We start from the raw sequence: 23247 nt of genomic DNA on the forward strand, positions 1-23247 counted from the left end.
AGCAGTGCAGGCCTCACAAATAACGCGCTTCAGCTACGAACTCGATACGCAGTTCCCGGACATCCATCGACCGTATCTCACTGTTGAAGAAGCGGTGCAGGATTTCCAGTCCGCGACCAAGAAGCAGTAATACAAGGTTCCCTCTGATGAATACAATTCTCGTCCTTAATCCAAATACCTCAGAGGCGATGACTGAAACATCGCAAAATCAGCAGAGCAAGCAGCATCTCCCCAAACAGAAACAATCGTCACGAATCCAGATATCGGTCCGGAATCACTCGAATCATATTACGAGTACCATCTCGCCGCCATCGCGATGCTCGAAACGATTGCTGATTATCGGGGAGAAGTTTGATGGGGTTGTCATCGCCTGCTATGGCGACCCTGGACTCTACCCGCTGAAAGAAGTCTTCGATGTTCCTGTCGTTGGCGTTGCGGAAGCGTCGCTGGCGACAGCAACCTTGCTTGGCCATCGGTTTAGCATCTTGGTCGCCCTCCCACGGGCAATCCCAATGATGGAGAATATGGTCCACTGGTACGGGCTAAGTAATCGACTCGCCTCCGTCGAGTCGACTAACCTATCGGTGCTCGAGTTAGAAGAAGACAAAGATGAAACAGTGGATGCGTTATCACGAGCAGGGGAGCGAGCGAAGGATGCTGGAGCAGAAGTTCTTATCCTCGGTTGTTCTGGAATGGCCGGTCTACAGAAAAGGGTCGCCGAGCGTACCGCTGTGCCAGTTATAGATCCGGTCGAAAACGCGGTCAAAATGGTTGGTTTACTTGCCGAGCAGGGCCTCGTTCAGAGTGAAGCAGGACTATATCAGACCCCTCCAAAAAAGGATATTCGGGGAGATATGCCGGGAGATCTGTCTCGTTGAGGGATTTACAGGTGGAACAGAACGAGTACCTCAAGGCGTGATTCCGAACAGTTCACTAAATTACTCGATTTGAGTGAGAATCTTCGCCTCAGCCTTGCGAAGATGTTCAAGAAACGTCGTTTTCGAGATGTCTAAATCTTTAGCAAGGCCACGCGATGTCGCTTCACGTGGCCACGAATAATAGCCGTTTTCTCGAGCATGGTCGAATATCTCTCGTTGGCGCGCGGAAAGGAGATTGAGTATTGATTGTTGACTGTTGGAGCGGTCGTAAGTAGATATCTGGAGAATTTCGATGTCGGCGTCCATCTCCTCCTCGATAGCTGCAAGTTGTTCTTTCACCTCTTTCCGACCTTGATGGGCCACAACCGTCCATCGCTCAAGCCCATCATAGATCCGAACGGGGCCATCATAGACAAATCCACGAGAAACGAATGAATGGTCGATGCTATTTTCAGGGTTGAACTCGACAAATATTTCCCGGGTCGCGTTTCCGGGGGCTGCCACAGGAGATTGACTCGTGTCGTAACTGTACTGAATTTCCCGAACAGAGTCAGTCAAAGGCGATTCTCTCGTTTGTTGAATCAAATCCTCGATTTCAGAGACAGAGTCCCCATAGACGGTGAATCTTGATTTTGCCTGACCGTCATTCGTGGTGAAAACGCCGTGGCCAAGGAGCCCCGCCTGGGTTTGTTCAGTCACTTGTAGTGTCCAGCAGTTTGGATGCCACAGTTGGATTTTCAGTCGGAGCATTTCTGCCGGCATCTGTTCTGACATGGTATGACGTACCATTGTATTAGGTGGAAGTAGTAAATGAGCGTTTCCAAATTATTTTGATGCTTCTATGCACCGAACGAGCTCGATTCGTTGAAGCGCACGGATCGCGGGTTTGTATAGCAGTCGTTCACACTTTCTGGGCTTCACAGACACGGAGCGCGTTACGCGGTGGTAACGCCCTTCTACAGACGGGCGTAACACCACTGCCCTCACAGTAGCCGTGAAGATGAGGATCAGACGAGAATTGCGTCCGTTTTGATTCGTAATTTTTACTCGATTACTGTGGAGTGTAACGATCTTTTCTTCTCCCCTTATATTCGATAGATAAAAAAGGATTCAGTGTGCGTTACACTGGGTGCTTGGGGTTCGTTATGACAGTGTAACGCTCGTAGTTATTCACGAGGAGATAACGCAATCACACAAAAGTAAAAGGCAGCAGATTATTTTCGAGACTGAAATCAGTTCTCTACCATACCAGTAAACACAAAAAGTCCCTCCTACCTGCTAATCTTACGTGCACGCTTCCAACTCTTCCACTTCTTTTTTCGTATCTCGCCCAATCAACTCTACAAGGGAAACAGGTGAGAAGGTGTTCGTGAACCGGGTAGCGCTCTTATCAGTTCCAATATTATGTTCTCGGATACGTCGTTCGACCCCCGGGATTATTCACCAATCTCTATGTCAGCAACTACCGGAGCGTGATCACTCGTATACCCATTATCTCTCTCAAACCCATTAACAGACTCATTTTGTCCATTCCAAATCTCACATCCTCGCACGGCAAACTGATCAGAAACCAGGATGTGATCCAAGCGTTTTCTCGACGGATTTCCATTATGCACGATATGAGTATACTCCTCGGTACTCGCTTCGTATACCTCGGGAGAAGACGCTAGATATGTGTCCTGCATTCCCCATTCACCAATTCCACTGTCGAAAAGTTGTTGCTCTGCTGTTTCCCATCGCTGTCGGAACGTCTGTTCAACAGCCGCTTTCCCATTTTCCTGAAAATAATAGGGGTCGCCGTAGAATGGGTACTGCGTATACGCTGGTTTCCCATGCGGGATGAGTTGCTTCTCACTCGTTTCTTCTTTTGGTGCATTGAAATCACCACCCAGAATCACAGGATAACCGACCTTCTTATTTTGAAGATAGATGCGGTCATACACCGTCTTAAGCATGTTGATCTTTTCTTCACCCCAATTAGATCCGTTGATGATCGCAACATTCCATACTTCGATCGTCGATGCTTCAATTGTGTCATCCGCAGCGGTATTGATTGCTGTAACCAGCATCTTTTCCGGGAAGTGTGAGTAGTAGTAATTGAGCTCTCGTGGCTTTCGATGCCCGTGATTCTTGAGATTAAGTGGCCGTCTCTCAATTGGCCACCGACTGACCGTCACGTTACAGCGGTTATGCGTACCACTGATTTCTGAATGAGGTTGTACGTCCGACGCCATGAGTTCACGCGACCAATCACCAGTGTGTGCAACGTAATACTCTCTAGAAAGACTCTCAAAGTACTCGATAAGCCCATTTAGATGGATGTCCCACTCCCCGTTTTTCGTAGAGTCGTTCCTCACAGCTTGAAACATGAAGACATCAACGTCCCCACAGTTCTCGTTAAGCAACTGAAGTTGATTGTGCAATTGAGAATCAGAGACAGCAGTTTCACCATTCAAGTTCCACGAGAGTACTTTCATGAGTCGCCACTTCGTGGTACTAACCCACAAACTTGCTTCATAAACTCTACGGAAATGGTCATTTGAACTGAATAGTAGCAATTGCTCGCTGTTATCTAACTGTATACCTTCTCACTAATCAAATTCGAATACTAGATAATTCTAATTTTTTGTCACTGTCTAGTTAAGCTCCTCCTCAACAGGTGTTCGGTTGTCAAGCGATTGATGCGGTCGCTGATGGTTATAGTAATGCACAAACTGTTCAAGCCACTGCTGGACGCTTGGCCGACTGCCCACCCATGACGTATGGAAGCGGTCGATCCGCTGTTTAAGCGTGTGAAACCACTTTTCGATCAGGTTTCGTTCTGTGTAGTCGAGCCGACCGCGCAACCCAATTCGAAAGAGGGCAGTCCGATAGCCGTAGCCATCAACGAGAAACACAGCGTCCGAGAGATCGTGTTTCTCGGCCAACTGGCCGAGAAACGCAGCCGCTTGATCGGTCCCATGCCGATCAAACACTTTGACATCGAGCAGTAACTTTGTTTCTATGTCTATTGCAGCGTACACCCAAGACCACTCGCCGTTAATTTTGACAGCGGTTTCGTCAACCGCGACCCGCGTCGGCGTCGCCGACGGCGGGTCGGAGACGCTGTCAGATACCCGATGAACCCATTGGAAAATTGCTTGATGCGACCGTTTTACGCCGAGGAGTGCGAGAATCCCTTTTGTTTCCCTGAGCGAACAACCGGTCGCGTGGAGCCGGACGGCGAACGCCCTGACGGGCGTCGCCGTCCGCTCACGCTCCCAACATTCAAGCGTAGCCGTCTCTAAACTCTTGTTGAGCAGGTTTGAGAGTAGCATGAATCACTAGCTCTTCAACCTGCTCGTCCTTATCTAGACAGTGCCGGGCCAAACTATGTAACCGATCGAATTCATATTCTCTTCTTCGTCAGTGGATGGTTGTCGTACATTCGAAGTAATCGTCGAATCCGTACTCTCTTGACAGAACTCAAAGAGCCGTTAGAACGGAAGTAGTAATCGATATCTTCGCGCGATTCACTCAACAACACGATACACGTCGCTTGTCTGCATTATCGACATCAAGATGATATTAGTGAATGGAACCCATCTCTCGCTCTATCACGGACCGTTATACTGTTGGCCGTCGACGAAGCAACGATGGCACAGGGGACATCCACAGTCAATCTTCGGGCAGTTGGACTTGGGCTTGCGGGTGCAGCGATCGTCATTTTCGTGTTAGTCTCCGTCGTCGGCTTTTCTGCCGTTGTCGATGCATTTCGCTCTGCACGTCTCTGGGTGCTCCCGCTTCTTGTTACCGCTGCCTTCCTGTGGCTTTTCGTCTGGAGTCTCAGCCTCACAGTCGTTCTCTCCCTACTCGGAGTCTCCCAGACACGTCTGCGAACGTTTGGCACGTATTTGGGTATCGTCTTCGCAAATAACATCACACCGTTCGCACAAGCTGGTGCCGAACCGTTCGCTGCGCTCATCGTCTCCCGTGCGACGAACTCCCGATTCGAAGTGAGTCTCTCTGCTGTCACGAGTGTGGACGCGTTGAACGTGCTTCCGTCGGTCGGACTGGTACCATCAGTCTCGTATACTTCCTCTTCCGAGCGACACTCAACCCTCGAATCGAACTCGCCGCGGTACTATTCATCGGCCTCGTTGTCCTCGTCGGTACACTCGGTATCCTTGCATGGCGGCGGCGAGTTTCGCTCGAGGGAACACTCCAGCGTGTCGCATTGGGGGTAGAACAGGCTATCGAGCGAGCAATTGGCGAGTCAGATCGATTCGGAACGCCCGCCGTTACGGAGCGAGTGGATGGTTTCATCAGGAGTCTAGAACGGATTGCTCGCGACCCGAGACAACTCGGTGTCGCACTCGCATTCTCGGCGGTTGGCTGGCTTTGTCTGGTGATTGCGCTCTGGTTGTCGTTATATGCAATCGGATACGTGGTGCCCTTCGAAGTGGTGATGTTCGTTGTTCCACTTGCCATCACTGCAAGTATCACACCACTTCCAGGGGGTGCCGGTGGAATCGAAGCTACATACATTCTTCTCCTCGTCGCCCTCACTCCGATTTCCGTTCCGGCGGCTACGGCTGCGGTCCTGCTCTATCGAACGGGTACGTATCTCCTTCCAGTGGTTGCAGGTGGTGGTGCTATCGTTATGCTCGGGGCGACGAAATCGGAAGGCAACTCGGTCGAATCACCCTAATTACTCGAAAGAACCCATCTTCCCGTGTTCACTAAAATATCCCAGTACACAATCGGTGAGAAAGTAACTTTGATTACATCGATCAAACGACCGCTTGGAGTGTGCTGTTCGTTTGGAACGATACTCACTTTTTATTGAATCCGTCGGCGTCAGCCAGTCGGGGATAGGTATGAGAGAAAATCAGAGTGAATCGAACGCCTCGATTCGAAGTTCACGACGAACGCTTCTCAAAGGTCTCGGGGGGACAGCTATCGGAATTAGTACCGCAGGGTTCGCAAGTGCACAAGACGGGAACAGTGGTGATAATCAGTCCGGGACGGATCACCAACAAACAGGCACCGAACACCATGGTGGCAGCCAGGATCAGGGCGGGGCGTCTGGGAATCAACGGGTGATCCTTCTCGGTGGACAAGTATCCGGATGGCAAGGGAAGTTACCCGAGTCGATACGCGGTGACCAAAATCCATCGTTAGAGCTTCGAACGGGGACAAAATACAAAATATCGTGGATCAATCTTGATGGTGCACAACACCAGCTCCAAATCCTCGATGCCAGCGGAAATATTCTCGAACAGACGAACGCCGATAAACAACAAGGGGCAACTCAGTCAGTCAGGTTCACAGCTACGAAGAAAATGAGGAAATACCGATGTAAGTTCCATCCACAATCGATGCAGGGGAGAATTCGGGAACGCAGTTAAGAGGTTCCACCATCTGGAACTCGTTGTTTTCGTCACAGCTGGGATGTCACGAAGAGCACAAAGAGTCGACAAAAGGGAATATGGCACTGTATTCGAAGATAGGACAGTTACCCATCGCCCACTCTGCTTATTGAAGCGCTTAGCGTGACTGACGATGCTATGGAATATCTTGACAACATTTCAATCGGGGAACTTCGGAGATGGCTGGGTGAGGTTCAACAAAAAGAAACCACTGAGCGATTGATGGTAGCGATTGGGTACAAACAAGGAATCGAAATATCCACTCTTTCCGAATGGTACGGTTGGCCAGAGACTACCATCGAGGAGTGGTTCGAGGAGTTCGATTCGAATCCACTTCCACAAGTCATCGACGAGACCGAACGATACCACTACGGCCAGGTAACACCGTTCACTCCTCCCGTCGAGGCGACTGTCGAGTATCTCAACTACGAAGTGTTGGACGACTATGGCTGGGATATCGATGACGACGACCTCTTCGAGAAATCGCACGACGCTGACCTTGACGCCGAAGACTTCGGTCGAATCGAAGTCGGAATCGATGAATCGATATTAGAAGCAGCCGAAAAACGCGGGTTTCAGTGGCCATTCGCCTGCCGTGGCGGTGCGTGTTCGAACTGTGTCGTGATCCTCAAGGAGGGTGAAATTGCCATGCCAGGAAATACGATCCTCTCGGACGAGATGATCGAGCAATACGATGCACGCCTCACCTGCGTGGGCGTCCCGATTACCGAGAATATCAAACTCATCTACAATGCAAAACACCACCCAGTGCTAGACGAACTTCGATTGCCACCGCGACGATTCTAAACAGGAGAGACAAATCACGCAGGGACGATACAGCAGCTTTTCTGGCTGAAGCGAGTTCTCCGAGATTCTATAGAGAACCAGAAAATCTCTACAGCTCGCTAGTAGTTATATTCCACCATCATTTTTTCCTCAGCAGGCGAAAAGTACGAGGGGGAATGAAATACAACGGAGACGTCGAAGCGTATCTGAAACCGGAGAAAACGCGTAGCCAGAATAGCCACTTCGTGGAATTCTCGCCCCTTAGACAGGGAAGATTAGAACGATGGCAACAACGGAAGCGTACATATTCGTCTTCATCGCCGCCTTACTCACGGAGTTAGCGGCTGGACTTGGTGCAATTCCGTTTTTCTTCGTCAAAGATGTGAGCGACCGTTGGTACGTGATACTGTGGGGATTCGCATCTGGAATTATGACATCATCGTCACTCTTTGGGTTGCTTCCTGAAGGCCTGAGTCAAGGACCCATCGTAGAGGTTGTTGGTGGAGTCATTGTCGGGGTACTTCTCGTCTTCAGCACGAGTCATCTCCTCGGGGAGTACGATTTTTATCCACAAACGATTTCAGAGGCGGATTTTCGACGGGTAGCGCTCATCGTCGGAACACTCACCGTCCACAGCTTTCCAGAGGGTGTCGCCGTTGGAGTCTCATTCGCCAATTTGGGCGTCGGAACTGGAGGTGCAACTGTTTCCGTCCTCCTCATCGGGCATGCACTATTCGTGAATGGCCCCGTCGATATTTCTCCTGAATCGACATCAGTTGCTCCCACTCCCCAGACAAACTCGGCTGATTAAGTGCGCATCCCTGCGGTCTAATTTTCGTCATGAATACTCGCAACCTGCTTGGAGGGCAGCATGATATCAGCAAAAACTCATGCTTGGCTGATTAATCTCGACAGAGAAGGCATCGAACAAGATCAAGTTGGAATATTATATTAATCATCGTTATGCCACTTGATTCCAAAGAGGAACCATACATGATTCGGAGTATGACTACTATAGTAGTGAACTAGCAAATCTTTTTGGTCTAGTAGACTAATAGAGTAGTGAGCAGCATGAGTGACTCTCCACGAGACTTAGCATCGGAGTGGGAAACCGAACTCGAGAGTCGAACGACTGTCGAGAAGGTCTACGATGTACTCCTCCAGTTGAACGATCCACTTCGGGTCTCTGAGATTGCAGACCGAGCGGGAGTTGCGCCAGATACCGCACGGAAATATCTGGAGTTCCTCGAAGAGATGGGAGTCGCGAAGAAGATCGGCGACAATCCCGTGACGTATGGTCGGAACGACTCATACCTCGAATGGCGGAATATCGATCGCCTGCAGCGCGAGTACACCATTGAGGAATTAAACAATCGACTATCGGAACTCAGTGACACCATCTCGTCCTTCCAGGAGACCTATGAAGCCGAAACGCCTGGTGAGGTTGTCCCGCAGGAGCACGGCTACGAGAAGCTTGATGAGACGATGGACGATCTCCGGCAGTGGAACGCAGCGTGTGAAGAAATCGACACGCTTGTCGAGGCACTCGGGCATGGCACGCCGAGCGCACAAACGGGAACGGTGAAAGTTGCAGATATGGTTCGGTTCTTCCAACGACTGCAGTCCAACCAACCGAATTCTGGCGCAGACGCACTCTCAGAAAATCATTCGTGATTAGATGGACGGGAAGTCACCGAATAAGGAGATTCTGCGAAGAGTTGCACGAAAGCTCGGAAACATAAGTCTCGTTTCGCAGGTTAACCCGTTTCCATCGAACAAACCGGTGACCGTCGAGGTCGTCTTTGATGCAACCGCGTATCCGGAGCATATCTCACGTGTGTATGTCGATATCGAGCTACAGCTCGATGGCAATTTCTACATCCACTATGTGGAAAGATGGGAAGATGACCGGAAAGAGTGTCGATGGGATCGGCACGACAATCCACACAACGCTCGCGATCACTATCATCCGTTTCCAGCAGCGACCACCGATGATGCAGAAGATCGACGCTATCCCGAGGACTTCTTTGATGTAATCGGAGAGGTCATCACGGATATTCAGGCACGCTGGGGCAACACATTCGAAATCGCTGATCAAACAACAAACCGTATTCAGCCCGTCGGGAAGGATGGGTAGGGAAAGAGGGAAATCTCACATCCAAGCACGACGACATTGTCGGATGATGGCGCCAGACGATGGCATCGTGCTGGTCTCTGTGAGAGAGTATCTCTATCAATGGCACGAAGAACCAAATAAGCTCGTCAGACATAGATTGAGTTCATTATATAATTCGATTAAATAACCGGACAGCGTCCATCACACTCGATCTCTAGCGCTTTCTTTCAATTTACTGAATTCTGTAGTAAGCAGCCGTTACTCAAGGTTCTGGGGAGCTAGCAGAAAGTATGAACAGCGACACAATGAGAACGAAAACGACTGGTTGGTTCGGCTCCACTACAGAGCACTCTGGACCGAGTCCATCACCGCAATACGCATTGGTCGCCTCCGAGACGATTGATTTCGAATCATCAAGTTCGGAACTCATTACAAGTGTCGTCGACGTACTCATTGACGTGATAGAGCCAGCAGGTGGCCAGACCACACTCTCGCTGTACGAATACGTGAACCCAGATGCCCTCGAAAACATCATTACAGCAAGTGCATCGAAAAAGAGCGACGTTGAGGTGCGATTCACAGTCGAGGACTATCTAGTCATTGTTCGGAGCGACAACACCGTCCTCATTTACGAACCGATCGGAACACAACGCGATACGGATGGAAATCCATGTCCAGCTAGCTAATCAAGAAAATCGTTCCATACTTCGCGATGTAGTACGACGCTTTCTTCTCTCGAGACCGACTTCGCTATTCAGAACCGTAATCCGTGAGTCGAATCTTCCCCTCGACTTCGTAAATATGGCCCTTATCGTGCAGCCGTTCGATGATATCCTCGGCAGATGGTCGTCCAAGATCCTCTTCATCGTCCAAAATCGAATAGGCTTGCTCGTAAGTGAGTTCTCGCTCTTCTGGGAGACTTCTCGCGAGCGCGTCAAGGGCATCTTGCGCAAGTGGGGAGAGTGGTGATTTCCCATTTGGAACCATTGGTACTCTCCAATTCATCTACCTCATAGGTAAACCCTCGGCCAGGGCCTATTCGTGCCACTACGTAGTGTGGTGTAGAAGGGGAATGAGCAGCCGATGTAGGTGTATGGGTTGGGATGAGTACGAGAATCCACATCGTCTGCTGGGTTACGCTAACTACACTCGACACTTGGTACCCGACGGATAAAGTCTTCAGCCAACCACAGCGGAAGTGGAACACCCCGGTATCTCCTTTTCGATCTATGCGTGTCCGCTAGTGGAACGAGTGAGGCGACCGGTGAGTATCCGGAAACTCTGCTTCTACCGTCTCTATCACTCGATGGACGTCTGACTATTCGGGTCTCTCTGTGGTAAACAGCGAGTAGTTCGCTATTGTTGTATCTCTCACAGCATTAATTCGAAGCTGAACTCTGTCCTCGTACAAATTCGACATCGACGACAACATCTTCTCCGGTCGTTTTCGTCAGACGATCATCGATACGCTGTGCGAGGTCAGCTGGCAGCTGCGCGTTTGGCCCGTGTGCCACCACGACGGTCACGGTAGCTGGATTCCCGAGGAGCACCTCATCGACATTATAGTTGACACTCACCGATTCGACTGCTAATTCACCGAACTGACCGCTGTCAAACATTGCTTCAGTCTCTGTGTGTGCGCTGTTCGTAACAGTTCCAACTTCGAATGAGGCCCAGGTGACAGCACCGAGAACCACCGACAAGAGGACAAGACCGAGAACAATCGTGGCAATTCGAACGCGAACTGCTCTGCGAGCTTGCTTAGATTGTTCACCCTTTTCGGGGCGGTAGCCAGCAAGCCACAACAGGATGAGCGCCGAAAGGTTGATTGCAAGTAGGTTTACCAGCACGAGAACACCAGCAGTGATAACGACGCCCGGATGTCCCCACGCGAGACCAAGTCCCGCGGTAGCTGCAGGAGGGATAAGTGCTACTGCGATCGCAACCCCGACGAGTGACGATCCAGCACCCCGGATGATACTCACAGCACCGGCGACACCCGATCCGAGCGCCAGAAAGAGTGAGAGGAAGTTCGGTGAGGTTCGTTCGAGGACTTGCGGTATCGTTCGAATATCAACCGGCGGCAGGAAAACTGTCTCTCTCAATAGTAGACCGAGGATAGCCGCCGTCACGACTGCGGCAAGGAGCCCTGTTACTTGAAGTCGCACACCTCGTGATGTCATGTTAGAATCTGCGAGAACCGCTCCGACACTGGCCGAGATAGCCGGTCCCATCAGCGGTGCAATGACCATTGCCCCGATAATGGTCGCCGCCGAATCGAGCAGCAAGCCGGTCGTTGCGATAAGCGTGCTCACCACGAGGAAAATGAAAAATGTTGAGGATGCAGGCGCAAGATCCTCGGCACGTGCAACGAGTTCGTCACGCGAAATACGGTACCCTCGATATCGATCTTTGAGTGCCCCGATACGCTCGGAGACGACCGTCTCCGTCGGCATGACGAGCGTATATGATTTTTCCTTGATTCCTGCTGCGTACAGCTTATCCAGTACGGGTTCAACGCCAGGCTCGGGAACTGGGAACGATACGAGTGCCTCAAAGTCGCCGCGACCGGTCTCCTCCCAGACGGCATAATCGATCCCTTCCTCGTCGAGTGCCGTAAGGACATCCGCTCGATCACCCTTTGGAATGAGAACTTGGATGAGACGCATGCATATTCATACGTGCTATTCAGTATATAGTGTCATCCTAACAATCATTCCGCACTTCTATCTGTTTCGGCTTTCATTTGAGGAAGTGAATACCAGTCGATTGGTGAGAAAATCATCTCTCTCAGCCAAAGCTCGTGGTCAACAATTTAACGATTGTCTCTCCAAACGATCAGCAGGAGACATTATCAATCTCAGTAAAGTCGGATTTCACTGTTCATATATTATTTGTTATCATTGCAACATTAAAAATAGCAGAACAGTCGTTCTTGCCAGATTTGATTTGAGAGCAGAGATCAATTGACAATATAATTGGGAGATTCAGTAGTTCTACAGTGAATAAGCCAAAAAGTAGTTACTGGTGAAACCGCGGTGGAAAAACTGGTAATGGTTGGTCGTTATTCGTTAGCGAGTGGTTCCAGCAGTCTCACGAGTCGCGGTACGGCGACCTTTCACCCAGCCACCGAAGGCACCAGCGATAGCCCCGGGAATCGCCTGGACGATCAGGACTAACAGGCCAAGTGCGAGCCCTGTAAATGCTGGGAACAGACCGGCGAACAGGGCACCGAACACAGACCACACGATGAGGAGGACGACTGCTCCAATGACTGTGGCGAGACCACCGTGCACAGCACCACGTCCGCCACCACTAACCATGTAGCCGGCGACGAACCCGCCAATGAGGCCAGGGAGCGCCTGAATCAGTCCCGACATTGCCGTAACCGGGACGAACCAGACGACAAGTAGTCCGAGGATGAACGCGGTCAGGAATCCGTCAAGTACAGCTCTCCAGTTAATCTCCATGATCTCCTAGATGTAGGCGCGCCAAAATGATAAGTATTCTATAAAATAATCTGTCTTGTTTGTAATTTTCGTTTTTTGTATCATATAAGTACATTGTCACCAATGGCAATCTGACGAGATGTCGGAGACAGAACGACATGAAATTAATGGTAGACTGGGCGAAGACCCTAAACTCCATTTGTTAAAAATATCAAAACTTAAAAATGATAGAATATCAAATGAGTTCTGTTGGTAACATTTTTTGCCCCAGACACCGTATCCTGATCGGATTCAAAATCGGGGGAGGGGAAATTCATGGCACGCAATAGTGTTTCACAACGGATCACGCAAGGAATTAAATCGGATCTTCCGGTGACGAAGTGGCTTCCAGAGTACGACCGGTCATGGCTCCGCACCGACATCGTGTCGGGTCTCACAGTCTCCGCGGCGGTCATCCCTGGTGGGTTGGCATACGCCTCGCTCGCCGGATTACCTCCTCAGACAGGGCTGTACGCCGCCCTAATGGGTGCTCTTACGTACGTGTTTTTCGCCTCGTCTCGTCAGGTGATCGTCGGTCCGACGTCTCCGCTTGCTGTCTTGCTCCTCACGGAGGTGGGCCCCATCGCAGCAGGGAGTGCGATGGGCTACATATCCCTCGTCACTACTACAACAATCATGGTTGGAATTATCTGCGTGTTGGCCTGGATATTCCGACTCGGTGACCTCGTGAACTTTATTTCCGGGTCCGTACTCACAGGCTTCGCATCCGGTGCCGGTCTCTACATCATTTCTACGCAGCTCGGGAAACTCTTCGGCATCTCAGGCTCTTCGGGCACCTTCTTCCAGCGCGTCGGGTTCATCATCACTCACCTGAACGAGGCACAGTCCACAACGGTTGCCGTCGGATTGGTCTCCATCGTCCTGCTATTGCTCGGCAAGCGATTTTTACCGCGCGCACCGACCGCGCTCCTCGTCGTCCTGCTCTCCATCGTCGTGTCGTCGATACTCAACCTCCAAGCGCGAGGTGTCACGATAGTCGGCCAAATCCAGAGTGGGCTTCCCCCTGTTACTGTTCCTCTCCTCCCATCGATCGGCGTCATCGAGTCGCTCGTCCCGGTGGCCTTGGCACTTTTCATCCTCTCGTATGTGCAAGGAATCGGGGCGGTCCAAACGTTCGCACGTCGAAACAACTACCGGGCAGATCCCGATCAAGAACTCCTCGCGGATGGGGCTGCGAACGTCGGTGCCGGTCTGTTCGGTGGATTCGTCGTTGGTGGGAGCATGTCTCGATCGGCGCTCAACGACTCGATGGATGGGAAATCGCAGCTCGTCAGCGCGGTGATCGTCGGCGTTCTCGTCCTCGTCCTCTTGTTTCTGACCGGCTTGTTCACGACGCTCCCAGATGCTACTCTTGGAGCAGTTGTTACTGTCGCCGTCCTTGGCATTATCGATGTCAATGGGATGCAACGACTTCGTTCCATCAGTCGAAGCGAATTTTTCATCGCGTTAGCGGCGTTGTTCGGTGTGCTCGCCCTCGGGATGCTCTGGGGCGTGTTCATCGGTGTCTTCCTCTCGCTCGCGATCGCCATCTCACGGGCGAGCAACCCCAAAAAGGAGGTGCTTGCCCGAATTCCAGGGAGCGACCAATTCGTCAGCCGAGAGCAACACTCGGAAGCGGTCGAGGAGCCGGGTGTGCTCGTGTACCGTGTAGATGCCGGGTTGTTTTACGCGAACACGAACAGCGTTCAGGACGACCTCTTAGAAAGAATCGACGAGCGCGGGACGCCGGTCGACCTCATCGTCTTCGACCTGTCTTCTTCACCCATGGTGGATCTTGCGTCTGTGGAGATGTTCGAAGACTTGCATCGTACCCTCGAGCCGCGTGAAATCGACCTCCGTTTGGCGGGGGTAAACGAGCAAGTACTGGAAATGTTCAAAGCTGCGTCCTTGGACGAGACACTCGGTGAGATCCACGAGGAAGAGACGGCAGCGTCGATTATCGACAACTGGCGCCGTAAATGTAAAAAGACTTAATTATCAATAGAATTTCGATAACGTCGTCCGAATATACATCCGGCCGTACCTCTCGGGAAAGATGTTCTACCTCTCGCTCGTTATGTTCGCCTATCTGCTCGGGCCGTCACTGTTCGGGTGGTATGGGATCTTCCTCGGGCCGCTGCTAATGGTCATCGTCGTCCAATTCCTCCAAGTCGTTGTCCCACAACTGTGGGGTGAGGAACCAACGTCCGGTCTCGAAATTGGTCCGACGACAGTTCAAGAGACGGATGATGATTTCGACGACACGACGGGGAGTGGCGAAGCCACTGACGGCGGCCAGTGATCGTGAAGAATCTGATTGTCATCCTCTGGACAGGGTATTTGAATCCGTCACTGTGGTATTGCTTCTACTCCTTCCTAAAATCGTAAGCAGTAGTAGCCCCCTTGGGTACCTTTGAGTCGATAATATGCATTTCGTGTCACATATTTAGCGTGCCAACTGACGTTGATTTCGATGGTCGAACTCGGTTGTTTCGAACAATCGGGTGAAAGCAGTCCGATTTCTGGGAGTTTCGGCTCCAGTTCCGGAACCATGCGGGTTTGGATCAGTTTCGGAGAGCCTGCCGAGAGCAGAACATCGATCTAAAACTCGTCGAACTGTACAATCCGCTGATGCCGCCGGAGAAGGGGCCGCTCACGTCCGAACAGAAGGATACACTCGCCACCGCGTACAAAAATGGGTATTGGAACGTCCCGCGTGAGATCACCCAGCAGGACCTGGCCGATCTGATCGGCCTTAGCGATGGTATGCTATCCCGACGCCTGCGACAGGGCGTCAAAATCGCCGTCGAGCAACTGCTCTTCGGGCCGAGCGGGAAACCCTTCGAGTGAGTCTGCGCTGGTGCCCACTCTCGCTCGAGCGTATGATGCCCATATAAATACTCTCGATATTGAGAGGAGAGACCAGCTCACCAGCGACTCAAGAGTCCTGCATGGACGCGTCATGTGACATGCAGGTGGGATGGGAATGAATCCCTTTCGAGGACGATCGTTGACGCAATTGCAGCGGTCAGTGAGCAGGACCGGACCGACGTGGAAGCATCGATTCACACTGCCATTGATCCCGAGACGGTAGAGCAGCTGTTCGAGTCACTCCGGAAGTCGGCCCACAGGATGGGGATGGACGTCTCGAGTTCACGTGTGACGGGCACCGGGTCACGGCGTTGGCAAGTAGTGGGATTACAGTCCGTGAAGATGGGACGGGCATGTCACCTCGTGAGATATCGGACGAGGAGGAGTTCCAGGGTGCACTCGCACGCCTGATTCGGGAGGCAGAGGTCACTGGCGACGACGTCGAAGGCGGGTGGGCGTGTCGCGATGCGTCTGATTCTGAGTGGGGGATCGAGATTTACGAGGTGAACCTTGACTGAAGCAGCTTTGACCGCGGATGACTGGCAGCTCGTTCAGCGAGTCCACTATGACCGCGATGGGCGTCATGATCTCACGACGGTAATCATTTGCGCAATTGCTGTTGCGGAGAGTGTTGCGCCAAACGAGTTGAAAGAGCCCGTTCTGTACGAGGGTGTGGATGTCGCTGCGATCGAAAACTCCTTCTTCAGGCCAGAGGTCATGGGGCAGAATCAAGATGGCGTCGGAACCGTTGCATTTCGCTTCGACGACTATCATATCGAGGTCGCCGATGAGGGTGCGATCGCCGTGTACGCAGGGATGTCTGCGTAGTGTGTGGTGAGCGACCGGAGAACCGTCTCCAGGTGGGCGGCATCGGCGTTTGATATGGGTGGGAGCGCATATCGTGAACTGGTTGAAACCGACGCAGAAAAACTGGGAGACGGGTGGCGGTGGCCTTTACCGGATGACCCCGATGGCTGGGTCGGCCTCTCGAACGAAGATGATCGGTGGATGCGGTCCAAGGCGGTTCCGCAGCCAGTCGGGACGCTATCGACGCCACTTCAACGCACTGAGTACGCATCTAGTCATCCATCAACCTACGTGCTGTGCACCAAGAACGGAATGAAGGAGTCGGTTCTCGAGATGGTTCGCGATCTGACGGAGCGGTACGGTTGGGAGCGACACGAACTGGAAACGGGCCACTGGCCGATGGTCACGATGCCAGAGGACGTCGTGACGCTTCTCGGTGACGCATCGACGCACGCGTAATCCAACAGGACCAACGTTTTGACGTCGCCGAACAGTTCTGGCAATTGTTGATGCCGTATCGCGTCTTCTAGACAATCGTGAAGAGCCGATGACTGGAGAGAATCTCGAGGAGACTGCCCAGGACGTACCCGAGCGGAGTGCCAAACTCGAACGACTAACAGGTTGGTCGGAACGTGGGAGGTCTCAGGAGGTGTAGAAGGAACGGTAACCTACGAGTGGATGGACGGCGGATTCTTCCTGTTCCAACACGTGGACCTCATCTCGCAGATTTCGTTGATAGAGAGGTCATGGAGGTGTGTTCGATGAGTATGTCCGAGTGGCGTTCGGTCTCGTTGGAATTCGAGTGTGAAACTCCGTGCGCCTTCATTGGCCGCTAAGTTTTCTCGAAGTCCGAGATACGTCTGCAAGTCCCAGAACGCATTTGCGTGAATTTCACAGTGTGAGTCACGGCCGAGCGAGAATGCAGGATAGACTACCTATCGAGTCAGTTAGTGAGCGTTCGTCCGATACTATACCCGATCAAGCCGAGTGGAATCCCAACGAAATCACGCCCTGTCTGTATCAATTGTCTCTGGTAACGGGTCAACACGAAACACATAGTCTGCATAGACGCCATCAAGATTCGTGGGACTTTCTTCAGTAGTATGCCTTTGGCAAAGATTAGCCTCTGCCTCAACGCCTCCGTGACCCGTTTCTTCTTGGTAGCGCTCAAGAACGACGAATTTCGCGGGGTCGTCGCACCCACGACGGTGACACTTACGGAATGAGTCCGAATTTTCTTCTCTCTCGTATCGAGCTTCATCTGCTTCGTTCTGGTCGTCACGTGGTTCAGTTTCGTCCATACGTTCACGCGCCTGCTCAACTTCCCACGCTCGCTGGCGGTTCTCTTCGTCACGGGCTTGCTTGTCTCGGCTCTTTTTGTTGTCCGCCATACCATATTTAGGTGGACGAGAGGGATAACGCTGTGGCCGCCACTTGGAACATTTTCCGCTAGTAATTATCGCGTCCTCGTGCCAAAATAGTGGGAAGGAAATTTGCCTACCGAGAGTAGAGCATCGGACGTTTCGGTCTGACCTCTCGCTGTCGCTGTTTCTCCGCGTAGTATCTCCAGAGACGAAGGTACGTAACAGACTCTCGGAGTTCGATGTTAATTGGCCCAGGCATTTCGTGCTGGGGCTCACCATAGAACTGCTGTTCGTTTAGTGGAGTCGATCGAACCTCATGCTGTGGTTTCCCATACCGGAGAGAAGCGATTGTGTCAGACATTTTGTGTTCCTCGCTGTTGGGGACAACCACTGTTGGTTCCAGTTTTACACAGCAGTACTCATCCTTATAGCTTAGTACGTGCTCCGGCACGATGAATTATGTTACCTCTATCTCAGCAGAATTTACTAAAACCACAAGTTAACAATCCACTCGCTTACTGGGACGTTCAACTCACTTTGGAACCCTGCACGTCCGATTTCGAATAGAAGTACAGTGAGCAACTCCATTCCGGTAGTCCAGGTATCACCGACTTCGATTGTCGCGAGATCCTGGTGAGCAGCTTTTGGTCATCACTTGGTATTTCAACGAAGATACGATACTCTCGTTTCCATGTGAGATATTCCACCTCCGTGAAAAGAAGCAAACTCTTATCCCCGCAGGAATACTGTTTACTTGAATGGACGATGTCTTCGTCGGGAGTCTCATGTCTTCGCCGGTGTACACTGTAAGTAACGACACGTCACTCCAGAACGCTGGCGAGACGATGCGCGAACACGAGATTGGATCGATAGTCGTCGTTGGTGATGACGACCATCTCGAAGGGATCATCACTGCAACTGATTTCATTCATGTCGTCGCAGAAGGCGATCCTGATCCGAATGCAACTGTTGCCTCTGTTATGAGTACAGACGTCATTACAACGACCGCGAGTGAATCGGTTCAAACTGCGGCGGACATAATGATTGAACACGGCTTTGACCATCTCCCGGTTGTCGACGGAGAGGCGGTCATCGGTGTTATCACGACGACTGACCTCACGGCATATCTTTCAACGACAGAAGATCCGAGCCCATCATAGGGGATCTAGCAAGCGAATCGTATCACTCGGAACAGTTGGCCTCCGTGTACTGGAAGTAAAGACCGTTACCCGCCGAGCCACCAGCCGTACAGTTGCGCTTGTTCCTCTGTGTCCGGATGCTTCTTCGATTGGCCGTAGGTTTTGCCTTTGAGAAGCTGGCGTTCGACCGCGTTCGCGGCGAGACGAAGTGCATGCGTAGCGCCATAACCCTCCCCTTTAGCGGTGAAGTAACCACGGTCAGTGACTAGTCGAATCCGTGCCAGCACCAGTGGCACCCCTCGACTCTTTTCTTTGTGCTCGTGCAGTTCGATACTGGCCTTGATCACACTCATCTCGCCATACTTCGAGGTCACGCTGTCGATCAACGCAGAAACGTCATCGTAGTTCATCTCATCGAGTAACTCGAGACCGAACACCTGCACGGGACGTCGTTCTTCTTGCTCCCAGGTGAGTGCCTCAATGACGTCCGTCTTTGTGATGATTCCGATCGGTTCGTCCGTCTCGTTAGCCGTGACGACAAGTGAGGAAATCTCCTTATCGAACATCGTTTCGACTACCACATCGAGCGGTGTGTCTCGTTGAACCGTCACAGCTGCATCGGACATCAGGTTCCGCACTGGCAGATCGAGCATCCGGTCGGAAGTACCGTCACGCTCACCAAACCCGCCGCGACCACTAAACTCGTCCGACGAACCACCTTGGCTCTTGTTCCCGCCGCGTGTCGTGAATTCGATGACATCGTACAGACTCAGTATGCCTTCGAGTTCGCCATCATCAATGACCGGAAGGTGTGCAATACGTCCTTCTCGAAGCGTGTTGAGGGCTTTCCCCATTGTGGTCATCGGGGTCGCACTGATCAGCGTTGTCGTGTATGCATCGTCAACGGTCACCGCGTCGAGAAACGGGCTCACGGCCTCCAGGACGGCATCTGCGGTCACCACACCAAAGACGCGGTCTTTGTCCAGCACTGGGAGCGTCTTGGCGTTACTCCCGATCATGAGTCGTGCGACCTCACGGACATCCTCGGTCCGGTCGACGGTCGGGACGTGTTGCACCCGTGAACCAACCTTCGCCGAGGGTTGATTGGACGACGAGGCCAGTTGTCGGCGGCTGACGACGCCACGATACTCCTCGCCGTCCGTAACGACGACGGCCTCAAGTTCTTGATTCTCGAACGCACCGGCGACCTTCGAAAGGGGTGCCCCGATATCGAACTCGGTGAACTTTGTTGAAACTATCTCAGAAATGTCCATTGTGTACTCACTACTAGGAGGGTCGGCGGACGGTTATGCTTTCCTAATTTTTTGGTGACACGATGCCCCTCATTTGTAGCGGTACTCATTCGGATGTGAGGAGACGTATTGGTATACGGCCCGGAATTCGTCGGATTCGATATCGACGATGGGAGAGAAAGCCCACAGATTTTGACGCAGAAAATGGCTATGGATGTTCGCCGATGAGTAACGAATGGACCTCACGGGCATCCTCGGTCCGGGAAGTGGAGTGCAATATCGACATCGGATGTCAGTGTTGCCGTCCCACGTGCATGGGATCCAAATAGGAGGGCGAACGTGACCTCAGTCTGCGTAAGATATGACTGGAGTCGAGTGACATCAATGCCGTCGATGTCCGTGCCGCTCGTCCTCTTCAGTGGTAGTTGACGGCGGAAAGTGCTCGCGGGAGCGGGTGCTGTTGGCAAGTGAGGAGTTGAGTGAGTATGATGTTGGGTTTTATCGAGGGGTGTTGGTTCGTGCAACAGCGAGTGTGGTGTCACCCATGGGGTGTCTTGAGAAATGCATTGAGCAGGAATTAGGACAGTATTCCGAGTCTAGTTTGGCGTCGTTCGGTTGTGAAACGCTGAGCAACGGCCTTGTTGAAACCCCCAATTGGTGATGGGTTTCAGTAACGCTGTTGAATAGAACGCGCTTATTCATCATGTGACGTAGGAAGTTCGACGCCACTGTCTCTGATTATTCGCCCATGGGCTCAGATGTGGACGCTTCGTTTCCGCCCGAGTCTCCTCCGGCGCCACCACGCTGGCCGAGTTCCTGATCAACCATCAGGAGGCCGGGACCGTCGTCACCGACGTGCTTGAGTTTATCCAGAACGGCCTGTGCTGTCGCCTCCTCCTCGACCTGCTCCGCAACGAACCACTGGAGCATGTTCTCGGTCGCGTTGTCGTTCTCTTCACGGGCGAGTGTGACGAGGTCATTGATCATCTCGGTTATTTCGACCTCGTGTTCGTAGGCTGCCTCGAAGGCGTCAGATGGACTGGACCACTCCTTTGGCGGACTGTCAATAGTATCCAGAGTAACTCGTCCGTCGCGCTCGATGACGAAGTCATAAATTCGCATCGCGTGAGCATTCTCCTCGTCGGCCTGGGCCCGCATCCACGACGCGAACCCGGGCAGACCTTCATCCTCGTAGTAGGCCGCCATCGAGAGGTACAAGTACTCCGAGTAGAGTTCAGCGTTGATCTGTTCGTTCAATGCCTCCTCGAGCGAATCTTTGAGCATAACGTCTAGGTTAACGCCCGGCCATGGCATCATTGTTGGGGTCATCGAAGCCCAACCTTATTCGAAGTCTATGACCGGTGGGTGATAGGTATGTGCAGTACTGGAGATACTGACTACGTCCTCTGTCTCCGGCACAACATCCCTGACAGTTATAGTGCGTCGCCACCTCTCGATAGCCCAACCGTGCGACCATCACGTCGTTCGTCTTGGTGACGTTCTTCGCGTGCTCGAGGACGTTGAGATACTTGTCCTCGACCTGCTGACTTTCCTCAGTCTTCCTTTTGTAGCTGATCTACGAGTGCATCCATTCGGTCGACGAATACTTCTGTTCGAGTACGAAGTGCGCTCAAATCGAGATCGAGTGGTTCGTAGCCATAGTCGGCTTGCTCACATTAGTCCCACAATTTGGATGAAAATCTCCCGTCGTCTCGTGGCGCATCCCCTTCGCGTCTACTTTCCTCCTCATTCCCTTGTAGTGGAATGATGAACCGCGAGCCGATCGAGTGGAGATTCGGTCCCAGACTGGTCGATCTGAACCTGCAAAGCGTTTATGAGGGAGAAATTCGTTTCGACGAGCATGGACGAGGTAGACCTCAAGTCCCTGGTGTCGTCACTAACGCCCCAGGAGGAGAACCAGTCGATCAAGTCGTACCAGAACACGGTTTCAGTGGCATGTCCGGCATGCGACGAACCATTCGAAGACCTCGTCGTCTGCAAGCAGAACCCGACGAGCCTCAACCTCTCATTGCAACTCGACCTCTGCGTCGGCGTCGAAGACGATCGCGCATTGATCTTCACGCACAGACATTAGTCGAAGGGGGACTACCACGTCACTCCGAAGCAGACGGCGATGGCGCCAAATATACGCTCTGAAACAATTGTAAACTCGTCTCCATCATCTCCATCTGCCCAACTTGTCGATTATGGCGTGATTGAGTACAACTCCTCACTGCAGGTCGTTTCGTACACAGAACACCCTCACCACGAAGCACTATTGCGGGCAGGACAGAGCCTCGGTGACGGTGGTAATGGATCGGATGTGAACAACTCCAACTCGTAGCACTTTACAGATCTATGTCAGCAACGGAAACCGTGCGATCAGAATCAATCGTAACGTGAAACCCGACATACTCGAAGCTCACTTCCGGTGAACCATGCTGATAGAGCGCTTCGAGGGCATCTGGGTCAATCACCTCGTAGAGGGGCGTCGCAGGCTCCGTCCCATTCGCTTCCGTCACCGCCGTCACCACGGCAGCGGTGATCGACTCGGTGTCTGGACGTGTCGTTCGTATCGATGGCCCTGGCCGTGACGATGACGTGTTCTCCATACGCTCTGCTCAAGCAAGGTGTGCTAATAGGTTTTAGATGTTACTCGGTGGCATATCGCACAATTGTTGAACAATCAACAAACTCTCCTACCAGGTGGACAGTCGGCCAGCAGAAACTGAGTGCTCACTTCGATTGAACATCCATTACCGTAGCGATGACAGAACGGGCCTTGGAATCGGTTTCCCCCGGGCATCCGGTTCCGCTATGGGCTAACCGCGCGAATGCAGCGAGTAGGCGATCAGCAGAACGCCGAAGAACTGAAACAGTCGCGTGACGAGCGTGAGGGGTTGCTGGTACTGCAAACCGAGGTAGCCCTCGCGGAGTAGCAGCGAACCGACGAAGGCGATGCTGAACGCGACGGCTGTGAGGAAAAATAGGCCCATGGAGAGTGCTTGCATCGTTCGGCTGTCGTGGCGGCGATACCCACGGTAGGCCTGATAGCCAACGTAGCTACCGACGAGCGTCGACCCGAGGGCGAGCGCGATGATAACCCAATCCATGACGGTGGCCACTGGTGCCAT

At 52.3% G+C, this 23247-nt stretch carries 27 protein-coding genes and 3 pseudogenes; 17 read left to right on the forward strand and 13 right to left on the reverse strand.

Translation table 11 applies throughout. From position 1 onward, the window contains the following. The first annotated feature begins 146 nt into the window (after nucleotides 1-146). Nucleotides 147-878 (forward strand): aspartate/glutamate racemase family protein, encoded by a 732-nt coding sequence (locus BG842_RS17940; RefSeq protein WP_256388551.1) that lies wholly within the window; start codon nucleotides 147-149, stop codon nucleotides 876-878. A 60-nt stretch (nucleotides 879-938) separates the two neighbouring features. Here the strand turns inward: BG842_RS17940 and BG842_RS17945 are convergent, their stop codons facing one another. From BG842_RS17945 to BG842_RS17955, 3 genes are all read right to left on the reverse strand, one after another. Then, nucleotides 939-1652 (reverse strand): helix-turn-helix domain-containing protein, encoded by a 714-nt coding sequence (locus BG842_RS17945; protein ID WP_069451848.1) that lies wholly within the window; start codon nucleotides 1650-1652, stop codon nucleotides 939-941. Between the two features lie 662 nt (nucleotides 1653-2314). After that, nucleotides 2315-3355 carry an endonuclease/exonuclease/phosphatase family protein gene (locus tag BG842_RS17950; RefSeq protein ID WP_069451849.1) on the reverse strand — a complete coding sequence of 347 codons (1041 nt, stop codon included), beginning with the start codon at nucleotides 3353-3355 and terminating at the stop codon, nucleotides 2315-2317. Between the two features lie 159 nt (nucleotides 3356-3514). Beyond that, nucleotides 3515-4195: an IS6 family transposase gene (locus BG842_RS17955; RefSeq protein ID WP_069451850.1), complete on the reverse strand. Its 681-nt coding sequence runs from the start codon at nucleotides 4193-4195 to the stop codon at nucleotides 3515-3517. A 318-nt stretch (nucleotides 4196-4513) separates the two neighbouring features. Here BG842_RS17955 and BG842_RS33210 point away from each other — a divergent pair. The 7 genes and pseudogenes from BG842_RS33210 to BG842_RS17980 all read left to right on the forward strand — a co-directional run. Then, nucleotides 4514-4924, forward strand: a pseudogene (locus BG842_RS33210) (lysylphosphatidylglycerol synthase domain-containing protein); the annotation flags it as partial. Between the two features lie 14 nt (nucleotides 4925-4938). After that, nucleotides 4939-5568, forward strand: coding sequence for a lysylphosphatidylglycerol synthase transmembrane domain-containing protein (locus BG842_RS30080; protein WP_256388554.1), 630 nt, complete (start codon nucleotides 4939-4941; stop codon nucleotides 5566-5568). Nucleotides 5569-6412: 844 nt separating this feature from the next. After that, complete coding sequence (fer, locus tag BG842_RS33215) at nucleotides 6413-7096, forward strand: ferredoxin Fer (RefSeq protein ID WP_394327487.1); 684 nt, start codon at nucleotides 6413-6415, stop codon at nucleotides 7094-7096. 262 nt (nucleotides 7097-7358) lie between these two features. Beyond that, the gene (locus BG842_RS29060; RefSeq protein WP_139136179.1) at nucleotides 7359-7886 is read left to right on the forward strand and encodes a ZIP family metal transporter; all 528 of its coding nucleotides are present in this window, start codon (nucleotides 7359-7361) and stop codon (nucleotides 7884-7886) included. 353 nt (nucleotides 7887-8239) lie between these two features. Beyond that, a complete protein-coding gene (locus BG842_RS17970; protein ID WP_217493342.1) occupies nucleotides 8240-8749 on the forward strand; it encodes a hypothetical protein in 510 nt (169 codons plus the stop codon). 4 nt (nucleotides 8750-8753) lie between these two features. After that, nucleotides 8754-9212, forward strand: a complete 459-nt coding sequence (locus tag BG842_RS17975; protein WP_139136180.1) for a hypothetical protein — start codon at nucleotides 8754-8756, stop codon at nucleotides 9210-9212. A 269-nt stretch (nucleotides 9213-9481) separates the two neighbouring features. Next, entirely contained in the window at nucleotides 9482-9877 is a 396-nt protein-coding gene (locus BG842_RS17980; protein WP_254663283.1) for a HalOD1 output domain-containing protein, read from the forward strand. A 64-nt stretch (nucleotides 9878-9941) separates the two neighbouring features. Here BG842_RS17980 and BG842_RS27940 read toward each other — a convergent pair whose 3' ends face one another. The 3 genes from BG842_RS27940 to BG842_RS17990 form a co-directional block, all read right to left on the reverse strand. Then, on the reverse strand, nucleotides 9942-10178 hold the full coding sequence (locus BG842_RS27940; RefSeq protein WP_083252627.1) for a hypothetical protein: 237 nt from the start codon (nucleotides 10176-10178) through the stop codon (nucleotides 9942-9944). Nucleotides 10179-10570: 392 nt separating this feature from the next. Then, entirely contained in the window at nucleotides 10571-11860 is a 1290-nt protein-coding gene (locus BG842_RS17985) for a TIGR00341 family protein (RefSeq protein ID WP_069451853.1), read from the reverse strand. A gap of 402 nt (nucleotides 11861-12262) precedes the next feature. Then, nucleotides 12263-12661, reverse strand: coding sequence for a DUF5518 domain-containing protein (locus BG842_RS17990; RefSeq protein ID WP_069451854.1), 399 nt, complete (start codon nucleotides 12659-12661; stop codon nucleotides 12263-12265). Between the two features lie 294 nt (nucleotides 12662-12955). Here BG842_RS17990 and BG842_RS17995 point away from each other — a divergent pair, with 294 nt between their 5' ends. From BG842_RS17995 to BG842_RS29065, 7 genes and pseudogenes are all read left to right on the forward strand, one after another. Further along, on the forward strand, nucleotides 12956-14674 hold the full coding sequence (locus tag BG842_RS17995) for a SulP family inorganic anion transporter (RefSeq protein ID WP_069451855.1): 1719 nt from the start codon (nucleotides 12956-12958) through the stop codon (nucleotides 14672-14674). A 13-nt stretch (nucleotides 14675-14687) separates the two neighbouring features. Further along, a pseudogene (locus BG842_RS18000) lies at nucleotides 14688-14981 on the forward strand (AI-2E family transporter); the annotation flags it as partial. A 257-nt stretch (nucleotides 14982-15238) separates the two neighbouring features. Beyond that, nucleotides 15239-15529 (forward strand): helix-turn-helix domain-containing protein, encoded by a 291-nt coding sequence (locus BG842_RS18005; RefSeq protein WP_139136181.1) that lies wholly within the window; start codon nucleotides 15239-15241, stop codon nucleotides 15527-15529. 114 nt (nucleotides 15530-15643) lie between these two features. Beyond that, complete coding sequence (locus tag BG842_RS33220) at nucleotides 15644-15961, forward strand: HalOD1 output domain-containing protein (RefSeq protein ID WP_175424207.1); 318 nt, start codon at nucleotides 15644-15646, stop codon at nucleotides 15959-15961. Further along, a complete protein-coding gene (locus BG842_RS30090; RefSeq protein ID WP_175424205.1) occupies nucleotides 15904-16068 on the forward strand; it encodes a hypothetical protein in 165 nt (54 codons plus the stop codon). The genes BG842_RS33220 and BG842_RS30090 overlap by 58 nt, the downstream gene beginning before the upstream one ends. Next, nucleotides 16061-16378, forward strand: coding sequence for a HalOD1 output domain-containing protein (locus BG842_RS18010; protein ID WP_069451858.1), 318 nt, complete (start codon nucleotides 16061-16063; stop codon nucleotides 16376-16378). The genes BG842_RS30090 and BG842_RS18010 overlap by 8 nt, the downstream gene beginning before the upstream one ends. Nucleotides 16379-16432: 54 nt before the next feature. Next, entirely contained in the window at nucleotides 16433-16816 is a 384-nt protein-coding gene (locus tag BG842_RS29065) for a hypothetical protein (protein ID WP_139136182.1), read from the forward strand. A 257-nt stretch (nucleotides 16817-17073) separates the two neighbouring features. Here BG842_RS29065 and BG842_RS31915 read toward each other — a convergent pair. Together BG842_RS31915 and BG842_RS18015 are read right to left on the reverse strand one after the other, a co-directional pair. Next, nucleotides 17074-17292 (reverse strand): annotated as a pseudogene (locus tag BG842_RS31915) (transposase); the annotation flags it as partial. 69 nt (nucleotides 17293-17361) lie between these two features. Next, a complete protein-coding gene (locus BG842_RS18015) occupies nucleotides 17362-17748 on the reverse strand; it encodes a hypothetical protein (protein ID WP_083252620.1) in 387 nt (128 codons plus the stop codon). 731 nt (nucleotides 17749-18479) lie between these two features. Here BG842_RS18015 and BG842_RS18020 point away from each other — a divergent pair. Then, on the forward strand, nucleotides 18480-18881 hold the full coding sequence (locus BG842_RS18020; RefSeq protein ID WP_069451860.1) for a cyclic nucleotide-binding/CBS domain-containing protein: 402 nt from the start codon (nucleotides 18480-18482) through the stop codon (nucleotides 18879-18881). 65 nt (nucleotides 18882-18946) lie between these two features. Here the strand turns inward: BG842_RS18020 and BG842_RS18025 are convergent, their stop codons facing one another. The 3 genes from BG842_RS18025 to BG842_RS18030 all read right to left on the reverse strand — a co-directional run bounded on the left by BG842_RS18025 (nucleotide 18947) and on the right by BG842_RS18030 (nucleotide 21442). Continuing rightward, complete coding sequence (locus BG842_RS18025) at nucleotides 18947-20134, reverse strand: CBS domain-containing protein (protein ID WP_069451861.1); 1188 nt, start codon at nucleotides 20132-20134, stop codon at nucleotides 18947-18949. A 221-nt stretch (nucleotides 20135-20355) separates the two neighbouring features. After that, a complete protein-coding gene (locus BG842_RS33225) occupies nucleotides 20356-20655 on the reverse strand; it encodes a nucleotidyltransferase domain-containing protein (protein ID WP_394327488.1) in 300 nt (99 codons plus the stop codon). Between the two features lie 196 nt (nucleotides 20656-20851). Continuing rightward, nucleotides 20852-21442 carry a ferritin gene (locus BG842_RS18030; protein ID WP_217493343.1) on the reverse strand — a complete coding sequence of 197 codons (591 nt, stop codon included), beginning with the start codon at nucleotides 21440-21442 and terminating at the stop codon, nucleotides 20852-20854. A 532-nt stretch (nucleotides 21443-21974) separates the two neighbouring features. Between BG842_RS18030 and BG842_RS18035 the strand changes: the two genes are divergently transcribed. Continuing rightward, on the forward strand, nucleotides 21975-22208 hold the full coding sequence (locus tag BG842_RS18035) for a hypothetical protein (RefSeq protein WP_026178018.1): 234 nt from the start codon (nucleotides 21975-21977) through the stop codon (nucleotides 22206-22208). Nucleotides 22209-22461: 253 nt separating this feature from the next. Here BG842_RS18035 and BG842_RS18040 read toward each other — a convergent pair whose 3' ends face one another. Both BG842_RS18040 and BG842_RS18045 read right to left on the reverse strand, forming a co-directional pair. After that, nucleotides 22462-22725, reverse strand: coding sequence for a HalOD1 output domain-containing protein (locus BG842_RS18040; RefSeq protein ID WP_254663284.1), 264 nt, complete (start codon nucleotides 22723-22725; stop codon nucleotides 22462-22464). 210 nt (nucleotides 22726-22935) lie between these two features. Further along, nucleotides 22936-23247 carry a hypothetical protein gene (locus tag BG842_RS18045; protein ID WP_069451863.1) on the reverse strand — a complete coding sequence of 104 codons (312 nt, stop codon included), beginning with the start codon at nucleotides 23245-23247 and terminating at the stop codon, nucleotides 22936-22938.

Source organism: Haladaptatus sp. W1 (assembly GCF_001723155.1).
GTDB lineage: Archaea > Halobacteriota > Halobacteria > Halobacteriales > Haladaptataceae > Haladaptatus > Haladaptatus paucihalophilus.